Annotated in this window: 14 protein-coding genes and 1 pseudogene; 4 read left to right on the top strand and 11 right to left on the bottom strand. The window is 36.8% G+C overall.

Translation table 11 applies throughout. The annotated features are described in order from the left end of the window. Positions 1-24: 24 nt before the first annotated feature. Both H9655_RS00465 and H9655_RS00460 read right to left on the bottom strand, forming a co-directional pair. A pseudogene (locus H9655_RS00465) lies at positions 25-571 on the bottom strand (IS1595 family transposase); the annotation flags it as partial. A gap of 170 nt (positions 572-741) precedes the next feature. Next, positions 742-2,262: an MDR family MFS transporter gene (locus tag H9655_RS00460; RefSeq protein ID WP_191809849.1), complete on the bottom strand. Its 1,521-nt coding sequence runs from the start codon at positions 2,260-2,262 to the stop codon at positions 742-744. Between the two features lie 156 nt (positions 2,263-2,418). Here H9655_RS00460 and H9655_RS00455 point away from each other — a divergent pair, with 156 nt between their 5' ends. Then, on the top strand, positions 2,419-3,291 hold the full coding sequence (locus tag H9655_RS00455) for a TetR/AcrR family transcriptional regulator (protein ID WP_191809847.1): 873 nt from the start codon (positions 2,419-2,421) through the stop codon (positions 3,289-3,291). Positions 3,292-3,370: 79 nt separating this feature from the next. Here H9655_RS00455 and H9655_RS00450 read toward each other — a convergent pair whose 3' ends face one another. The 4 genes from H9655_RS00450 to H9655_RS00435 form a co-directional block, all read right to left on the bottom strand. After that, complete coding sequence (locus H9655_RS00450; RefSeq protein ID WP_191809844.1) at positions 3,371-4,627, bottom strand: MFS transporter; 1,257 nt, start codon at positions 4,625-4,627, stop codon at positions 3,371-3,373. 24 nt (positions 4,628-4,651) lie between these two features. Beyond that, positions 4,652-4,885 (bottom strand): hypothetical protein, encoded by a 234-nt coding sequence (locus tag H9655_RS00445; RefSeq protein ID WP_191809842.1) that lies wholly within the window; start codon positions 4,883-4,885, stop codon positions 4,652-4,654. Between the two features lie 350 nt (positions 4,886-5,235). Further along, entirely contained in the window at positions 5,236-7,275 is a 2,040-nt protein-coding gene (locus tag H9655_RS00440; protein WP_191809840.1) for a catalase, read from the bottom strand. A 166-nt stretch (positions 7,276-7,441) separates the two neighbouring features. Beyond that, a complete protein-coding gene (locus H9655_RS00435; protein ID WP_191809837.1) occupies positions 7,442-9,379 on the bottom strand; it encodes an FUSC family protein in 1,938 nt (645 codons plus the stop codon). A 241-nt stretch (positions 9,380-9,620) separates the two neighbouring features. Here H9655_RS00435 and H9655_RS00430 point away from each other — a divergent pair, with 241 nt between their 5' ends. The 3 genes from H9655_RS00430 to H9655_RS00420 are packed head-to-tail and all read left to right on the top strand — an operon-like array spanning position 9,621 to position 11,101. Then, positions 9,621-10,133: a GNAT family N-acetyltransferase gene (locus tag H9655_RS00430; RefSeq protein WP_191809834.1), complete on the top strand. Its 513-nt coding sequence runs from the start codon at positions 9,621-9,623 to the stop codon at positions 10,131-10,133. Positions 10,134-10,155: 22 nt separating this feature from the next. After that, positions 10,156-10,647 (top strand): DinB family protein, encoded by a 492-nt coding sequence (locus tag H9655_RS00425; RefSeq protein WP_191809832.1) that lies wholly within the window; start codon positions 10,156-10,158, stop codon positions 10,645-10,647. Further along, positions 10,628-11,101, top strand: coding sequence for a GNAT family N-acetyltransferase (locus H9655_RS00420; RefSeq protein WP_191809830.1), 474 nt, complete (start codon positions 10,628-10,630; stop codon positions 11,099-11,101). Before H9655_RS00425 ends, H9655_RS00420 begins: the two co-directional genes overlap by 20 nt. A 44-nt stretch (positions 11,102-11,145) precedes the next feature. Here the strand turns inward: H9655_RS00420 and ytvI are convergent, their stop codons facing one another. From ytvI to H9655_RS00395, 5 genes are all read right to left on the bottom strand, one after another. Then, a complete protein-coding gene (gene ytvI, locus H9655_RS00415) occupies positions 11,146-12,276 on the bottom strand; it encodes a sporulation integral membrane protein YtvI (protein WP_191809828.1) in 1,131 nt (376 codons plus the stop codon). Positions 12,277-12,839: 563 nt separating this feature from the next. Beyond that, positions 12,840-13,706 (bottom strand): D-amino-acid transaminase, encoded by an 867-nt coding sequence (gene dat / locus H9655_RS00410; protein ID WP_191809826.1) that lies wholly within the window; start codon positions 13,704-13,706, stop codon positions 12,840-12,842. A gap of 91 nt (positions 13,707-13,797) precedes the next feature. Then, positions 13,798-15,213, bottom strand: coding sequence for a dipeptidase PepV (gene pepV, locus H9655_RS00405; RefSeq protein ID WP_191809824.1), 1,416 nt, complete (start codon positions 15,211-15,213; stop codon positions 13,798-13,800). 197 nt (positions 15,214-15,410) lie between these two features. Beyond that, positions 15,411-16,925, bottom strand: a complete 1,515-nt coding sequence (gene opuFB, locus H9655_RS00400; protein WP_191809822.1) for an osmoprotectant update ABC transporter permease/substrate-binding subunit OpuFB — start codon at positions 16,923-16,925, stop codon at positions 15,411-15,413. Next, the gene (locus H9655_RS00395; protein WP_191809819.1) at positions 16,922-17,875 is read right to left on the bottom strand and encodes an ABC transporter ATP-binding protein; all 954 of its coding nucleotides are present in this window, start codon (positions 17,873-17,875) and stop codon (positions 16,922-16,924) included. The genes opuFB and H9655_RS00395 overlap by 4 nt, the downstream gene beginning before the upstream one ends. Between the last annotated feature and the right edge of the window lie 86 nt (positions 17,876-17,961).

Genomic DNA, 17,961 nt, shown 5'->3' with positions numbered 1-17,961 from the left:
CTATAACGAAATAAGCTTCGGTACTCATTTGGAAAATTCTGATATCCAAAGTTTATCATAGGTAGCATCCGTTGAAAACAGACAACCTTCAACAATCATCTTGCTAACCGTCGTGTCGTCATTTCGATGTTTAATTGGTCTAGAAATTGAAACCAACTCAAATAATGGTCAAGGTATTTCGTTGCCACGCCATTAAACCGATCTATCCAGCCCTTCGAACGACTGTGATAACTATTCACATTTTGGATATGATAAACGCCTCGGACACGTCTTTTCTTTTACGTAAGTCATACATGCCCGCCAAGCATCGGTAGATTTTGCAGGAGACAGTTTAGTGCCAATTGCCTCTTCCAGTCGGGATTTTACAATTCGACCCTGACCAACGACCTTCGAATACGTTTCCTTCTGACGGTCTCTTACAATCAATATACAAACTTGTTCTTTACTAATACCTCGTTTACGAGCCTTTCGACCATCAATTTTGCGTTTCCCTTTTTCCAAGTACAGAAAATAAGTCTCATCCATTTCCACGATACCTGCAAAATCTGTCAAAACCCATTTGTTTAATGGCTATTTACCTTTTAGCAATGTTCTATAGTCTTTCATTGAATACCTTGTTGTTTCCTTAGGAATTGAACACAATATTGTACCAACTTAGCCATGGTAGAAGTTCGATTAATATTGAATTTTATCCAAATCCAGTATTTAAAAAAGGCCACTCGATTTCGAATGGCCTTTCTCTTATACTTCTGCACTCACTGGTTTTGAATGTCTATTGTCTTCCTCTTCTTCTAACTTACGTACCGCTTCCTCACTTGTATCCACTCGTTTGATAAAAAATACGAGTATAAGTGCAACGATATTAATAACTAGTGATACATAGAAGGCATATTGGATACCTGCTAGTAACGCTTGTTGAGTAACTGCAGCAGTAGTTGCTTCAGTCATTGTTGTAGGGTCTACCCCTGTCATTAAGCTTTCTGCTTTTGATTGTGTGACGCTATTCATAATCGTTACTAATATAGCTGTACCAATTGAACCCGAAACTTGTTGAGCTGTGTTATTTATTGCTGTTCCATGTGGATTTAAGCGATTTGGAATTTGGTTCATACCATTTGTCATAATTGGCATCATAACCATTGACATACCAAACATTCTCAACGCATAGATAATGACAATATGACTATAGGATGTGTCAATTTGTAAATTAGCTAACATATAAGTTGAAATAGCTGTGACTATTAAACCAACAGCAGCTAATATACGTGGTCCAAATTTATCAAATAACTTACCAGTGATTGGTGACATAATTCCCATCACAATCGCTCCTGGAAGCATTAACAGTCCAGAATCAAGCGGCGATATGCCACGAACACTCTGAACATACGCAGGCGTTAAGATCATACCTGAAAACATTGCTACCGCATTGACAATTGCAATCACTGACCCTAGTGCAAACATCGGATATTTATATACACGTAAATCCAATAACGGTTTTTCCATTGTCAGTTGGCGAATAATAAAGAGAATCAATGAAATGCCACCAACAATTAAAGTCGTTAGTACCCATGTATCTGTCCAACCATCAGCACTAGCAGAACTAAACCCGTAAAGCAAGCCACCGAAACCTAAACAAGATAGCACGACTGATAAATAATCAAGTTGCACATTTTTATTTTGAGGCATAACGTTCTCTAACTTCCAAATAGAAAGTAATAAGCTGATGATTGCTAATGGTAAGATCATCTCAAAAAGAACACGCCAATCATAATATTGAACAATATATCCAGATAAAGTCGGACCAATGGCTGGTGCAGTAATCATAACTAACCCGAACACACCCATTGCAGTACCGCGTTTCTCACGAGGAAAACTAACTAGCATGACGTTCATTAATAAAGGCCCCATAACTGATGCACCTGCAGCCTGAACCATACGGCCTGCTAGTAACATAGCAAAGTTTGGTGCAAAAGCAGCCATCGCTGTACCAATTGTAAAGACAGACATACAGAAAATAAATAAGCTACGATTTTTAAAACGTGTCAGTAAGAATGCTGAAGCAGGAACAAGCACGCCACTAACTAGCATATACCCAGTTGCCAGCCACTGTACTGTAGAATAATCATCTACATTTAAGTCGACCATAATACTTGGCAATGCCACATTTAATAATGAATTATTTAAGAAAGACACAAACGCACCGACAAATAATACAGCAAGCATTAAATACGGGGGTTTTTGAGGTTGTAAACTTGAATCCATACTTTCTCATCCTTTTTATTTTTTTTATTTCGAGTACTGAACCATTTTAAACCCAAAGTATAAATTGGTCAACATATTTATACTTTGGGTTTAATTACGTTGTATTTCTCCTCTTAAGAATTTATAATGAAAGCCATAAGGGTGGGGGAATACACGATGAATAACAAGAAGAAGAAAGTGGCAGATGCAGCGTTGAAATTGTTTCAAGAAAAGGGGATTCAACAAACATCTGTACAAGACATTATTGATTCAGCAAATATTTCCAAAGGGACATTTTACAATTATTTCGCCACAAAAAATGATTGTATCGCTGAGATATTAGAGGATTTGCGCTATGAAGCAAGCCAAAGGAGAATTGCTCTACAAGTGGGGAAAGATGCACAAGATAGAGACGTTTTTATTGATCAAATCTCTCTTTTATACACATTTCAAGAAGCCAGTAATCTTCATCGATTATTTGAAGCGATATTGCATTCCAATGAAAAGGATTTAAAAAAACTCGTATTACAACATAGAGTGTACGATATGGAATGGTTAACTTCTAGAGTGATTGAGGTATTTGGAGAAGACACTAGAGATTATGCGTTTGAAGGAGTGGTCTTATTCACTGGAATGCTCCAACACCTTCTCTTTGTGAAAAGAATTACGAATAATGTCTATGACTTAAAACAACTGATTGATGTGACACTCTCTTATTTAGAGATGCTTTTACAAACGATGAAATCTAGTGGCGTTTCTCTTCTCAATTATTCAGCCATTGATCAGCTAAGAACCCATATAAATAAACGGATCATCAAAATTGAGGAAATTTTTGAGTTTGCTCAGCAATTGCAAGAACAGCACCAATTTGATGAAGATCAACAAGATTTATTTGATGCGATATTAACAGAATTAAGAGCTGACCGAATTCGCAAGCCTGTTCTGTTACCTTTACTCAAACCGTTCCAAACCTCACTAGACAAGACGGAAATCGAATTACAAGCTCATACATTTATAAATTTAATTTGGTACTATTTACAAACAAAATAAACATAGCTTGGACAGTTTTGCTTTTGTCTAAAATAACCACGAGCCAAATGAATTTTGGTCCGTGGTTATTCATTTGCCATTAGCTATTTGTTTTTGCTAACTTTGGCCAGAAGACAATCGGTACTAAAACGAATGAAATCAATCCACCCACTATACTTAAAGTAGCGTAACTAGAATGAGCAACAACCATGCCCGAAAGCAATCCACCTGTCGCACCTGATAGGGCAATAAATACATCTACTTTTCCTTGAATATGCGCTCTGTTGTCATTGGTTGTTCCATCAACAATTAAAGTCGTTCCGCTAATTAAACCGAAGTTCCAGCCTAACCCTAATAAAGCTAAAGCTAAGATTAATCCAAATAAAGAATCTTCAGGCAGACTAGCAGCGGTAATTCCGGATAACAACAATGTCACACCTGCGGCGATAGCCATAAAATATCTACCTAATCGATCAACTAGTACACCTGTAAATAGAGATGGTAAATACATCGCACCAATATGAACGCCAATCACCACTCCGATCGCTTGTAGTGTATGACCATGATGGAGCATATGAACAGGGGTCATCGTCATAATCGCTACCATAATTAACTGTGTTAGAATCATTACTGTTGCTCCAACAACAATATGATAGTTATTTACTCTATTGGTGGCAATAACAGCACTACTCTTTTGTTTTTCTTCTTCAGCTACCCATTGCTTCGCTAAAATAAAAGGGTCTGGGCGCAATAAAATAAACAACACTATCCCGGCCACTATGTATGCCAGAGCAGATAATAAAAACGGGCCAGCTAAAGGAGGAATCGTTAATCGACTTGCCACCTCTCCCATAGTGTTAACTAAATTGGGCCCTAATACTGCTCCAAATGTGGTCATCACCATGGTCAAACTAACTGCTTTTCCCCTTTGATTCTCATTAGCCAAATCACTGCCGGCATACCTCGCTTGTAAATTGGTTGCCGTACCTGCACCATAAAGAAATAAAAAAAAGAATAATAGATAAATATTCTGTAATATAGCTGCCAACACAACCCCTAATGCTCCTAATCCACCAACAATAAAACCTATAGTCAGTCCAATTCTTCTGCCGTAATGTTGAGATGTTTTCCCTACTATAAACGCAGTCACTGCTGATCCAATCGTAAATAAAGCTGTTGGCAAGCCTGCATATGAAGCCGTACCTAGAATATCCTCTGCTAATAACGCTCCTACCGTAATCCCTGCAGCCAAACCTGCTCCACCAAACAACTGAGAAATACTAACAACCGTTAATGTTCTTTTATATAATCTATCTCTCTCACTCTCATTATAACTCGATTGAATCGCTTCTCCCATTTCTTCCCCTCACTTTGTTGGACCTTATATTTCTTGATTTTGAAGTTTTCTTTGTACTGCATCCTTAATAAACTGTTGACAGCTTTCAGATAAAAGTGACTTATTCGGATGAATCATATCACCATATATGTTATTCCCTAGAACTCTTACTTCTCCTGCAAATGGTTGATCGGTTTGTGCATCGAACCCTTGTAGGACAATATAAATAGATTGTCCCCTCCTTGCAAAATCAATGATAGACATTTGATGTTCACTCAATTTTATTCCCATCCCCTCTTGTATTAATCATTAATGATTAGTTTACTCTATTTCTGACACATAGGATTAATTATTTGATTAATCATTCAGCTAGTAAATGCTTTACTCACATCTTATTTTAAGCATAAAAAGTTATACATCCGTTTATTTTAATAGAAGTATTTTCAAGTTACTATCTAGACTGTATCTAATAGATAAGAAAAGATATAAGAACAGAATAGAGTGGACACTATTTCAAAAACAACACCGTATTATAGCAAAGATGATGCCTATAGATAGATTTACTATTCATAGCTCACAAAAAAACAGAGACACCATTAAATGACATCTCTGTTTTCCTTCTTATCTCATTATACTTGCGAACGATTCCAAAATCTGTGAGCTGACAAAGCATCAACGATTTGTTTTGCAAAATCATTACCTGCTTGTTCCTCTAGTAAAATCCCTTCTTCACTAGGATAATCTAAATCTTTAATCCAATAGATAGCATCTCCAGTTGCAGCGATTGGTTTGAAGTGTTGGTAGGCTTCATCTATAAACAGCAAGGCATCATGCTTAAATGTTGCATCAACCTTATCACTACCAATGAGATACACACCATCAAATACGACTGAGCTGTCACTAGCAAATGTATGTTTTGCTTGTACCTCAACTCCCCCACTACCTCTAATAGTGCCAAGACGGTCACTTACAATACATGGGTTCACACCAGCTTCTTGCAAATCATTGAGGATTGACTTTACTTTTTCTCCATCAAACCCATCTGTTACAATGATAGCTAATTTACGTGTAGCGGCTGAAAAGATTGTGTTTTGTTGACTTAGTGCAGGCGAGGATTTCGTTGTCATTGTTTCATTATTTCCAACTGCATCTACACCCACTTTTTCAGCAATGCGATTAGCAAGATTACTATTTACGTGACTAAACATTTCAACTACTCGCTCTTTCACACCTTGACTTTCCACTTTACTCAATTCGAATTGGAAAGCACTTATCGTATGTTCTTTTTCAATATCACTCAAGCTATTCCAGTACAGTGTAGCTTGACTAAAGTGATCTTTAAAGCTGTCACTTCGTTCTCTAATTTTTCGACCTTCTACTTTTTCTTGATAGTGAGCATAACCGCCTTCAGATTCTTCAACCGTATTTGGTGAACCATTTGCTAGTCTATTATTATGATAAGCAACTTGTCCTGTATTAATCGTTTGGCGGCCATACCCGTCTCTTTGATTATTGTGGAAAGGGCAAACTGGTCTATTAATAGGTAGCTCATGAAAATTCGGACCACCTAAACGAATTAATTGGGTATCTGTATAGGAAAATAATCTTGCTTGTAATAAAGGATCATTCGTAAAGTCAATACCAGGTACAACATTTCCAACCTGGAAGGCAACTTGTTCTGTTTCAGCAAACACATTGTCTACATTGCGATTCAGTGTCATTTTACCAATTTTACGAACAGGAATCTCTTCCTCTGGCCAAATTTTCGTTGGATCCAGAATGTCGAAATCAAAAGAAAATTCATCCTTCTCTTCTAAAATTTGTACACCAAGTTCGTATTCAGCATAGTCGCCTGCTTCGATAGATTCCCATAAATCACGACGATTGAAATCAGGGTCTTTTCCTCCTAATTTTTGTGCTTCATCCCAAACGAGTGAATGTGTACCTAATACTGGTTTCCAGTGAAACTTAACAAAGTGACCTTCGCCTTTATCATTAACCAATCTAAATGTATGAACGCCGAACCCTTCCATTGTACGATAACTTCGTGGAATACCACGGTCACTCATCACCCACATAACCATATGGGCAGATTCCTGATTTTGTGAGACCCAATCCCAAAATGTATCATGTGCAGACGCAGCTTGTGGCATTTCATTATGCGGTTCAGGTTTGACCGCATGAATTAAGTCAGGAAATTTAATTCCATCTTGAATAAAAAACACAGGAATATTATTACCTACTAAATCATAATTTCCTTCTTCTGTATAAAATTTCGTTGCAAATCCCCTGGCATCTCTTGGCGTATCAAGTGAACCACGCGAACCAACAACTGTTGAAAACCGGACAAAAACAGGCGTGGTCGTATGAGGATTCGTTAGAAATTTCGCTTTCGTGAATGCCTTCATAGAATCATCATAGACTTGAAATTCACCGTGAGCACCAAATCCCCTGGCATGAACGACACGCTCTGGAATCCTTTCATGGTCAAAATGTGTTAACTTCTCACGTAAATGAAAATCCTCTAATAATGTTGGACCCCTTGTACCAGCTTTTAAAGAATGATCATCTTCTGAAAGTTTTACTCCTCCGTTTGTTGTTAAATCTTTATCCTCATTATCATTACTTCTAAAATGTTCAAGTTGTTGGTCTTTATCATTTTTAGACATAGCGATTCTCTCCTTTTATTATGTAATTATTTTTAAGGAATGGTTGTTTCTATTTACCCTCCATATTCTTTCTAAAACAAAAACAATCATTTTTTTAATAATAATTACAAAAAAAGATGGAATCGATATACAAACATACTAGCGTTTTATCATTCAAAAAAGCACCCTATGATGGATGCTTTTCTTCGTGCATTTGTAATGATTTTTGAAGATGAATCATGTCATTTTTCAAGTTAGACAAACCTTCCATTTTAGGAAAGGAGAAATTTGCTGGGGCATGTTCTCGGTACGCTGCGTTAGCTAAAGATTCATAAGAATACAAGAGTCGCGCTAAAGCTTCATCAGATAATTTCACCTGCTTATCTTTCTCTTCTGCTGTTTTTTCAAGAAAATAGGTGATTTGTTCTAACCAAAAGACAACTGGCCAATAATAGGTTAACGCGCCGCGATCGATGGGGATTTCACCTGCTGCTGTATTGTATACTGTCTTTAAGCCTTGAATGTTTGTTTTCAATTTAGACAGTTCTCTTTCTGATTCATGGCTATCTTTTGTATGGTTCGAAAACATTGTAAACATGAGCTGGGCTTGACTACGAATTGTTTTTGAAATGAAATGGGGTAGCCTACTAGAGGCTGAGCTCCTCCCAATAATTAAAACACCTAATAACCCAATGATACTACCTATAAAAACATCAATTATTCTTGCTTGAGCGAAATAAGTAAACGCAAAATCACCTGGGGTTACTGTTTCTGCCATTAACAATGCATTAGGTGTAAAAAAGATTGCTGCCAATCCATAGTTTTTCACAATAAATAATTCTGTAATAAAGGTAAGTAAAAAGATTAATATGGCGATGACAAGTCCTGTAGGATGAAAACTAAGTATAAGACTAGCGATTAAGATTCCAACTATTGTACCAATTCCACGTTGAATTGCACGATGATAAGTGGCAACAACTGTTGCTCCAGACATAACAGCTACACAAGAGAGAGGGACCCAGAATGAACGTTCAAAATGAAATTGATAAGCGATAATTCCTGCAATAATCGTCATAATTCCAATTCTAATCGCAGAGAGTAAGACAATCGAGTTCTTATCAAATGAATGAAGTAAAGCTTTTCTGACAGTGGGTTTAGAAAGTTCTATTTCTTCTTTCACATGAGAAGAAATATCTTCCGTATCCCAATCGATACGTTTAATAATTGCGTATAATTGTTTATATTTCGCGTGCCAGCCTCTTACTTCATCTTCTTCGATTTCTATTATATTCAATCTACTTTTATCAACTGAATTCGTTAAAACTTGAAGCTGTTCTATTAATTGTTGCGGTGGCGCTGTTTTTTCATTGGAAAAGTTTTTAATCACCTCTAGAAAAATGTGATTCAAATGATCATTTAACACATATAAACGATCATATCTCTTCTGCCTTCTAAGAGGTAAATAGCCAGCAATTAAGATATCCTCGACATCATTTAAGGAGGACATCACTTTATACCTTTGTTCATCAAACTGCTCTGTAGCAATACTTTTTATCAAAATGGTTAATTCATTATAAGCTCTCTTAACGACATCCGTTTCAGGTCCAAAAGGATTCACAAACCAGCCTGCCATCGCAATTAACCACGAAAATGCTCCGCCCAAAAACACCAATCCAGCACGTTGAAACGCTAATTCAGGCGCTACAGGCATACCAGAAGTCATGGCAAAAATTAATACAAAAAAGATCGCACTTGGTCCCGTAAACCGTAACGCACCAAAGACAAACGTAGCTATTGCAGCAATTATACCCATAATAATCGCAACAGCAAGCGGAAACGGCGCAGCAATTGTACCTAAGAACGAAGATAACGTAATACCTATCACAACGAAAAATAGTTTTTTCGCTCTTTGGGCATATGGAATATTAAATACATAAAGATAGGTAAACCCGCCCATACCTGTTAATAAGCCATACTCTAGCTCTCCAAAAAGGATACCAATAATCACCGGAAGCCCTGCAGCTAACCCAGCTAGAAAAGCCTTTACCCATGGAAAAGGTTTTTTGTTCACCTTTAGAGCTTGTTGAAAAAGCGATACATTCTCCCTATCTGTATTTCCACTCATTTACAAAACCTCACTTACAACCTTAAAATAAAAACAATAAAGAGCATCTATTCATACTAGATGCCCATGTTCTATAGAACATAAATAAATTCCTATAAAAAGGAATTTTTCCGCCTAAATATTAGTATACCATATTGCCAAAATACTTATGTGGCAATCGTACGGGTGCTATTCACTTTGCAATTTATGAGAATATTTCGTATAATTTCATTGATTGTATCAAAAGTAAGGAGTGTGGTAGTTGTTGAAAGTACATCAAGCGTTGTTAGCTGATCTAGATGATATACTTACTTTGGAGAAAAGTATCGTTGAAGAAAATCGATTTTTCATTACTACGAACGAAGAATTTTCAGCAAATATAGATGAAGAAAGAAAGAAATTATCTGCCATCCTTACACAAAGTGAAAAAAATGCGGTTGCCTTTGTCGCTAAATCAGATAACAGTGTCGTTGGATGTATTATATTTCGCTCATCATCCATTGCACGACTAGCTCACCATGGTAGTTTTAGTATATATGTTGACTCAAGCTATCGTAAAAAGGGCATTGGTGTACAATTATTGCAAACACTGATCAAATGGGCTGAAGAACACCCGGTCATTGAAAAATTATGCTTAGGAGTGTTTTCGACTAATCAACCGGCTATCCATCTCTATCAAAAGATGGGATTTGTGGAAGAAGGACGAAAAATAAAAGATATTAAGCTTAGTGATGATGAGTATGTGGACGATGTTTTAATGTATAAGATGGTTTAACGAATATTACGAGGTGATTCTGTTGATAAAACGTCATACTATTCTTTTTAATCAATTACACACGTATCGTGAGGAAGTACTAGCAATCGTCAAAGATGTATCTGCAGAACAAGCAGAAATCATTCCTTCCGGTTTTCGCAATAACATCAGATGGCATATGGGGCATATTTATCTTGATCAATTTTTATGGATACAATCGTTAACTAAGGAAGCCATCATAGACTTATCAACGTTTCAATCTTTCTTTGGTTTCGGTACAACACCAGCTGATTTCAACGAACACACACCATCTTATGAAAATCTTATCGGATTACTTCGTGAGCAGCCGACTGTAATTGAACATCATTATGGTGACATCTTAAATCGCGAATATCAGCCAATCGATATGGGTATGTGCACAATTGAGGATGTTCTCATCAGAACGATCTTTCATGAGGGAATCCATATGCAATCAATCAATATAATTAACCGTTTAATTAAGGAAGGTTCCTATGATGAATATCCGAAAAATTAAGCAGGAAGATAACTTAAAGGTTGCAGCAATAATAAAAGAAGCATTAGAGTCAGCTAATTTAGCTATTCCAGGAACGGCTTACTATGATCCTCAATTAGATTCACTCCATCAATACTATAAAGAAACCCCAGGCTCATCTTATTGGATTGTTGAAATGGAAAAAGAAATCATTGGAGGTATCGGCATTGCTCCTTTTGACTTAGACGAAGGAATATGTGAATTACAAAAACTATATGTATCACCAAAAGCTAAAGGACTCGGCTTATCGAAAAAGCTAATGGATACAGCACTCACCTTCGCAAAACAACATTATCAATATTGTTATTTAGAAACACACCATACACTAACAATTGCAGATCGCCTTTATCAATCATATGGTTTTGAATTACTTCATGAACCACTAAAAGGGTCTGAACATTCAGCCATGAATCGTTGGTACATAAAATCACTGTAAATGAAAAAACGAACAAAATTGTTCGTTTTTTCTATTTCACCAGCCTAACCAGCTTTTTCATTCTTAAACCCATCTCTTATAAAGTAATAAATACTATGTGTAATCTTTATATCGTGAAGAATGATAAGTAAAACAAGTGTTACTGGACCAATAAATAAGCCAAATGCTCCAAATAATTGAAGACCGACAAAAAGAGAGATTAACACAGCAACCGGATTTAAATCCATGCTGCTCGATAAAACTTTGGGCTCTAATAATTGTCTTACGACTAATGTCACGCCATAAACAATGGCAATGCCAATCCCAAGTCTAACATCTCCTGTAATGAAAAGATAAACACTCCAAGGAATGAGGATGGTCCCTGTGCCTAAATATGGTAGAAGTTCTGCGATTCCTATAATGACCGCGAGTGTAAATATATTTTCTACTCGCAAAATAGCAAGACCAATGAAGACAATGATTCCTGTTGCAATCATTAAAATAAACTGCGCTCGTATAAAACCAAACAGTCGGTTTCTTATGGCCACGTTAAATTCTTTTGCCTTTACTCTCATACGAAATGGAAGAATTTTTCTAAAAAAGCTTCTGTATTGTCCCCAATCTTTCCCCATAAAGTAAATGCTTAATAAGAAAAAAATAAAGGCAACAAAAAATGTGGGCAAGCTGAGTAGCAATTGAGATAACCGATCAACAATCCCTTGCCCAGCATCACCTAAAATAGAACCCAGCTGTGAACCAAGTTCCATAATCCCCTGCTTCATTGCCTGATTATTACCCGAACCAATTGAGTTAAATAACCCTGACGCATCTTGCCAAAAAGGTAAAACAACCGTATTAAAAAAGTGTTGCACATTAATAGAAGCGCCCTCAATCCAGTCAGGGATTTGCAAGAAAAAGTTTTTAAAATTGGCGATTAGTAAGAACAATATGCCAGTAATCATACCGCATATGACAAGAACACCGCCTAACAAGCCAACGAAGCTTGCCCATCCTGAAGAAAAGCGTAATTTACTTTGTAATAACCGGACGACGGGCTGTAAAAACCAGGCAAATAAGGCAGCCAACCAGAAAGGATAGGTAAGGGTGAATGTTTTTATGATGAACCACCCGAGCAACACCAAAGTAAGTATAAGCATGCCAGCTCGTACAATCATCCAAGCATGACTTTTTTTCATAAAACATCCTCTTTTCATTCAATTCTACTGTTTACTCTATGTCATAATTATATACTAGTCCACTGAAAGAACAAAAAGTCTACACTCGAAAATCATGAAAAATTTGGTATAATTTTTCAAAAAATCTGTTGAGAAATAAATAGTTGAAATAAAAAGAATCTACGTTTTAGTGAATTGATTTATTTTAATGATGTGGCCGCAAACTCACGGTGCCCGTATGTTGGGGGAGATTCGTTAGGGGTCAATATGATTATTTTGTTTACACACGATTTTTCACTAGAATTAAATCGGGTTTTCTCGCTTCTGACGTGTTTTGATGTAACCCCATCATTTTCACTTTTTGTCCACACTGTCTTCATACTCAGGGGGTGCGATTGATGAGTGTGTGTGCAATCAAGGAAGGTTTCATTTATAGCTGGACTTTATTCATGAAAAGGTCCTGTTAGTAATAAAAAAAGCACCTCACTTGTTAGATACTGTCTAACAAATGGGGTGCCTTCACCATAGCTTGTTTGATTTTACTTATTAGAAAGAATTCTATCCTATCTTTTTATTGATAGCCATTACACTGTTGTTGCTAAGCTTCCGCATTCGCTTTCAATCGCTGCATCAAATAATCCTTGAATTCTCTTCGTTAATACGCCAGGTACACCTTCACCTACTTGTTTTTCGTTAATTTGAACGATAGGTGTAATTTCTGAAGTTGTACTAGATAAAAATACTTCATCCGCTGTATTTAAATCATTTAATGAGAACGGCTCTTCCACTACCGGAATACCATCCTTTTCACAAACCTCAATCATTTTACGACGAGTGATGCCATTTAAAATCAGATTGGAAGCAGGATGCGTGTAGAGCGTTCCATCTTTAATAATAGAAATGTTGGATGAACTACCTTCTGTTACAACTTCCCCACGATGTTGAATCGCTTCATAACAGCCTTGTGATACAGCCTCTTGTTTAGCCATTACATTACCGAGTAAATTTAAGCTTTTAATATCACAAAGTAGCCAACGAATATCTTCTTTTAAAATGGCTTTGACACCATTTTCTAAATTCGCAAGCGGACGTGCTACTTCCTTCGTATAGGCAACAAATGAATGAGCCACATCAGAAGGAGGATATGGATGATTACGTGGAGCTACTCCTCTTGAGAATTGCATATAAATCGTTCCATGCTCTAATGAATTTTTTGTTATTAATTGTGTTAACAACTCTTTCATTTCATTAACAGTATAAGTTAACTCCATGCCAATTTTTTTAGCGCTTAAAATAATTCGCTCCAAATGTTCTGTCGCTGTAAACATTTTGCTATTATAGACGCGAATGACTTCATACACTCCGTCACCAAATTGGTAACCACGGTCTTCAATATCAACATTTGCTTCCGATCTTTCAATGATATTGCCATTAAAAATGACATAATTCATGATAGAGCATCTCCTTCAACGATTTCAATTTTCCTTTAAAGTGCTAAACTTCAACGCTATCTTACCAAGGAAAACAGCATTTATCAATAGATTATTTTGTCAATTCGTAGATTGCTTCTGCATAGATGGCCGTTGCTTTCAATAAATCTTCAATATACATATATTCATCTTTTTGATGGGCTACATCTTCTCTCCCAGGGAATAACGCACCAAAAGCTACGCCAGCTTTTAATGAACGCGCATAGGTTCCTCCACCTATCGAAAGCAACTCAGCTTCTTCCCCAGTCTGTTCTGTATACACTTTTTTTAATGTTTGAATAAGGAAAGAGTCGCCATCTACATGATGCGGTCTTGAATCATCTAGGTTTTCAAATAGCATCCCTAATGTTTTAGCCTTTTGTTCAATTTTCTGCAATGTAGATTCAATATCAGTCGTAACTGGATATCTCATATTTAAACCTAATCTGCCGCCAGTTTGTTGCTTGTAATAGATTTTACCTACATTGATTGTTAAGTCTCCGGTGATTTCGTCTGAGAAGGCAATACCTAACTGATTACCTCTAGAATCATTAGCAAAGTGTTTCGCTATGAAACCGATAAATTGGTCTGCTTGCTGATCTAGCTTTAAACTTGAAAGGAAATCTGCTAATAATAGTCCGGCGTTTTTACCCAAATTCGGCTCCATACCATGTGCAGATACCCCTTCAAGCTCAAGAATCAGTTCGCCATTATCCATATAATATTTACCTTGAAGTTCTTTTTCCTTTAAGAAGTCTACATACATTTGTACAACTTCAGTTGGCTCATATTGAACCATCAGTGACGCCTTAGCAAAATCAGGAACCATATTATATCTTTTACCTGACTGAAGTGAGAGCACTTTTACTTGGGAGGAAGCGACACCGCGAATAATTTCTTTTTGCACAAGATCAAAGTCAGCAATGCCCTTCTCTGCATAAATAATCGGAAAATCTGCATCTGGGGCAAAACCTAAAGTCGGCATTTCCTCTACTTCAAAGTATCGGTCCACACAACGCCAATCACTCTCTTCATCTGTACCAATAATCATCCTTACACGTTTGTTCATATCTACGCCGAGCTCTTTGACAATTTTCATTGCATAATAGGCAGCCATTGTTGGTCCTTTATCATCAATCGCCCCACGAGCAAAGATTTTACCATCTCTTATATCCGCCGCATAAGGATCACTGGACCAGCCATCTCCCTCAGGAACAACATCGACATGACAAAGAATGCCGAGTAACTCTTCACCTTGCCCAAATTCTAGATGACCAGCAAGATTCTCAACATTTTTTGCTATAAATCCATCGGTTTCTCCTAAATTTAATAAATAGGTTAACGCTTCTTTTACCCCTTTACCGAGCGGTGCATCAGATGTTGCATTTTCCTCATCTAGTACACTTTTAATTTGCAATAACTTTTGTGTATCTTTAATTAAGTCATCCTTTCTTTTCATGACTTCTTCTTGCCAATTAATATTACCCAATGTAAAAACCTCCTGCTATATGTAATCAACATCCTTCGTTTAAAAGGATTAATAAAGTAAGTGCTTTCATGGTTATTATAACACTACCCTCAAAAATATAACGATATGAACGGTATGTTTCTATTTCAAGGTCCACTCCACATGAAAAGTCCGAACAATTCATTCCATTGTTCGGACTTTCTTATCTTTCTTGTTTACTACTGGATAAGACCTTTCTCTTTTAAATATTTTTCTGCTACTTCTTTGGCACTTTCCCCATCAACATTCACTGCATAATTCATTTTTCGCATCTCATCGTCCGTTATCCTTCCTGCCAATTGATTGAGAGGATCAACAATTTCTGGATATTTTTCAATTGTTTCTTGTCTCAATAACGGTGCACCTTGATAAGGAGGAAAAAGTGATTGATCATCTTCTAGAACGGTTAGTCCATACTCTTCTAACTCAGAATCAGTTGAGTAGGCATCAACAAGATTGATTTCACCATTTTCCAAAGCGGTATACCTTAATTTAGGCTCCATTGTCACCACTTCAGAAAAACTTAGGCCATATAACTCCTGAATGCCGAGGTAACCATCTTCACGATCAGAGAATTCGAGTGTAAATCCTGGTTTCATCATGCGGTCAATTGCTTTTAAGTCGGATATTGTTTGAAGTTCATGTTCTTCGGCAAAGTCATTAAGAACAGCTAATGCATAGGTATTATTATAATCCATTGGTTCTAATAGAGCTAAATCGAATTCCTCTTGAATTCCTTCTTTTGCTTGTTCATAGACCGCTGTTTGGTCTGTGCTCACTGCTTCTTCCTTTAAAAACTCAGCAATCACTGTACCAGTGAACTCAGGATAAATATCAATACTACCGGAAGTTAACGCTTTAAAAACAAAAGAAGTCTTACCCAGTCCTGGCTGAAGCTCAACCGTTAAGTCTGTTTCTTCTTCAATCAATAATTTATACATATTGATAAGGATCTCAGGTTCTGACCCAAGTTTTCCGGCAATCTTCAAATCTTTCTCTTGTTGAAAGATATAAGGAAAAACCGCTATAAATAAGGCCATTATAGCGCCAATACTGACACCCACCATTACTTTCTTAAATGATAATCTCTGAAACCTTCTTAAAATAAAATCAAATAAAATAGCTAAAAGAGCCGCTGGAATAGCGCCAATCACAATCAATGTAGAGTCATTGCGGTCAATCCCTAGTAAAATAATCTCTCCTAGGCCCCCGGCACCTATAAGTGCTGCTAGAGTTGCCGTTCCTATAATTAGAACCATACCGGTACGGATTCCAGCCATAATGACAGGTATAGCTAGAGGGAGTTCAACTTTCATCAACCGTTGTGTAGATTTCATTCCCATCGCACTAGCCGCCTCTTTTAAGGCTGGATCAACTTCTTTAATTCCTGTATATGTATTTCTTAAAATTGGTAAAAGAGCATAAGCAACCAAAGCAATAATAGCTGGAATTTTACCAATTCCTAATAAGGGAATGAGTAAGCCAAGTAAAGCTAATGAAGGGATTGTTTGAATAACTGCCGTAACGCCAAGAATTGGTTCTGCAACTTTTTCATTTCTCGTTAAGATAACCCCTAATGGAATTGCAATAATTACCGCAAATAATAGACTAATAAACGAAATTTGCATATGCTCAATTAATGCACTGAACAATTGATCTTGTCTCTCTGATAAAACGTTAAAAAATTCATTCATACTCTCCCACCCACATCTTTCGCTTGAGTGGCTAAAAATTGAATCACACTCTCCCTTGTAATCATCCCAACGAGAGCACCATTTTCTTGGACCGCAATTTTTTCATGTGTGACCAGTTGGTTTAGCACTTGCTCTTTACTTATATTTGTCGTTACTGTTTCAGAAATTGATCCATCGCCCGTATCAAAAGGAATCATCACATGTTTAATGTCAAATGGATCAACAGTTTGATCAGTTGAACTAATGAATTCTTCAACAAATTGACTTTCAGGTTGATTCCTCAGTTCTTCGGGTGTACCAATTTGCACCACTCCTCCTTCATTCATCACAGCGATACGATCACCTAGCTTTAGCGCTTCTGTCATATCATGTGTCACAAAAACAATTGTTTTATTTATATTTCTCTTCATTAACAGTAAATCATCTTGTAACTTCACTCTCGTAATCGGATCAAGCGCACTAAATGGTTCATCCATTAATATCACTTCAGGATTGGCAGCTAATGCACGCGCGACACCCACTCTTTGTTGTTGACCCCCAGATAGCTCAGCAGGTTTTCTATTCCGATACGTACCTGGTTCTAATCCCACTAGCTCCAATAATTCTGTCACACGTTGATGAATTTTACTTTTATCCCATCTTTTTAATTCAGGTACAATGGCTATATTCTCTTCTACTGTCATATGTGGAAAGAGAGCGATCTGTTGCAGCACATAGCCGATGTCATAACGTAAATCATGAAGAGCATAATCACGAATATTCCTTTCATTTATTGTAATTGATCCACCGCTCGTTTCTTCTAAACGGTTAATCATCTTTAGTGTAGTTGTTTTACCACAGCCGCTTGGACCTATTAACACAAATAGTTCTCCTTTTTCTATGGAAAAATCCAAAGAATTGACGACTTCTTTTTCTCCAAAAGCCTTAGACACACCAGCAAATGTTATCATAAGTTTCCTCCAACTCAATCATTTCAATCTATACTAACTTCCCTAACATTTCATTCTGTAAACCAATAAATTATTTTTTTAATATT

The sequence above is a fragment of the Cytobacillus stercorigallinarum genome (assembly GCF_014836495.1).
Taxonomy (GTDB): Bacteria; Bacillota; Bacilli; order Bacillales; family Cytobacillaceae; genus Cytobacillus; species Cytobacillus stercorigallinarum.
This window is presented reverse-complemented; position numbering and strand designations above follow the sequence as displayed.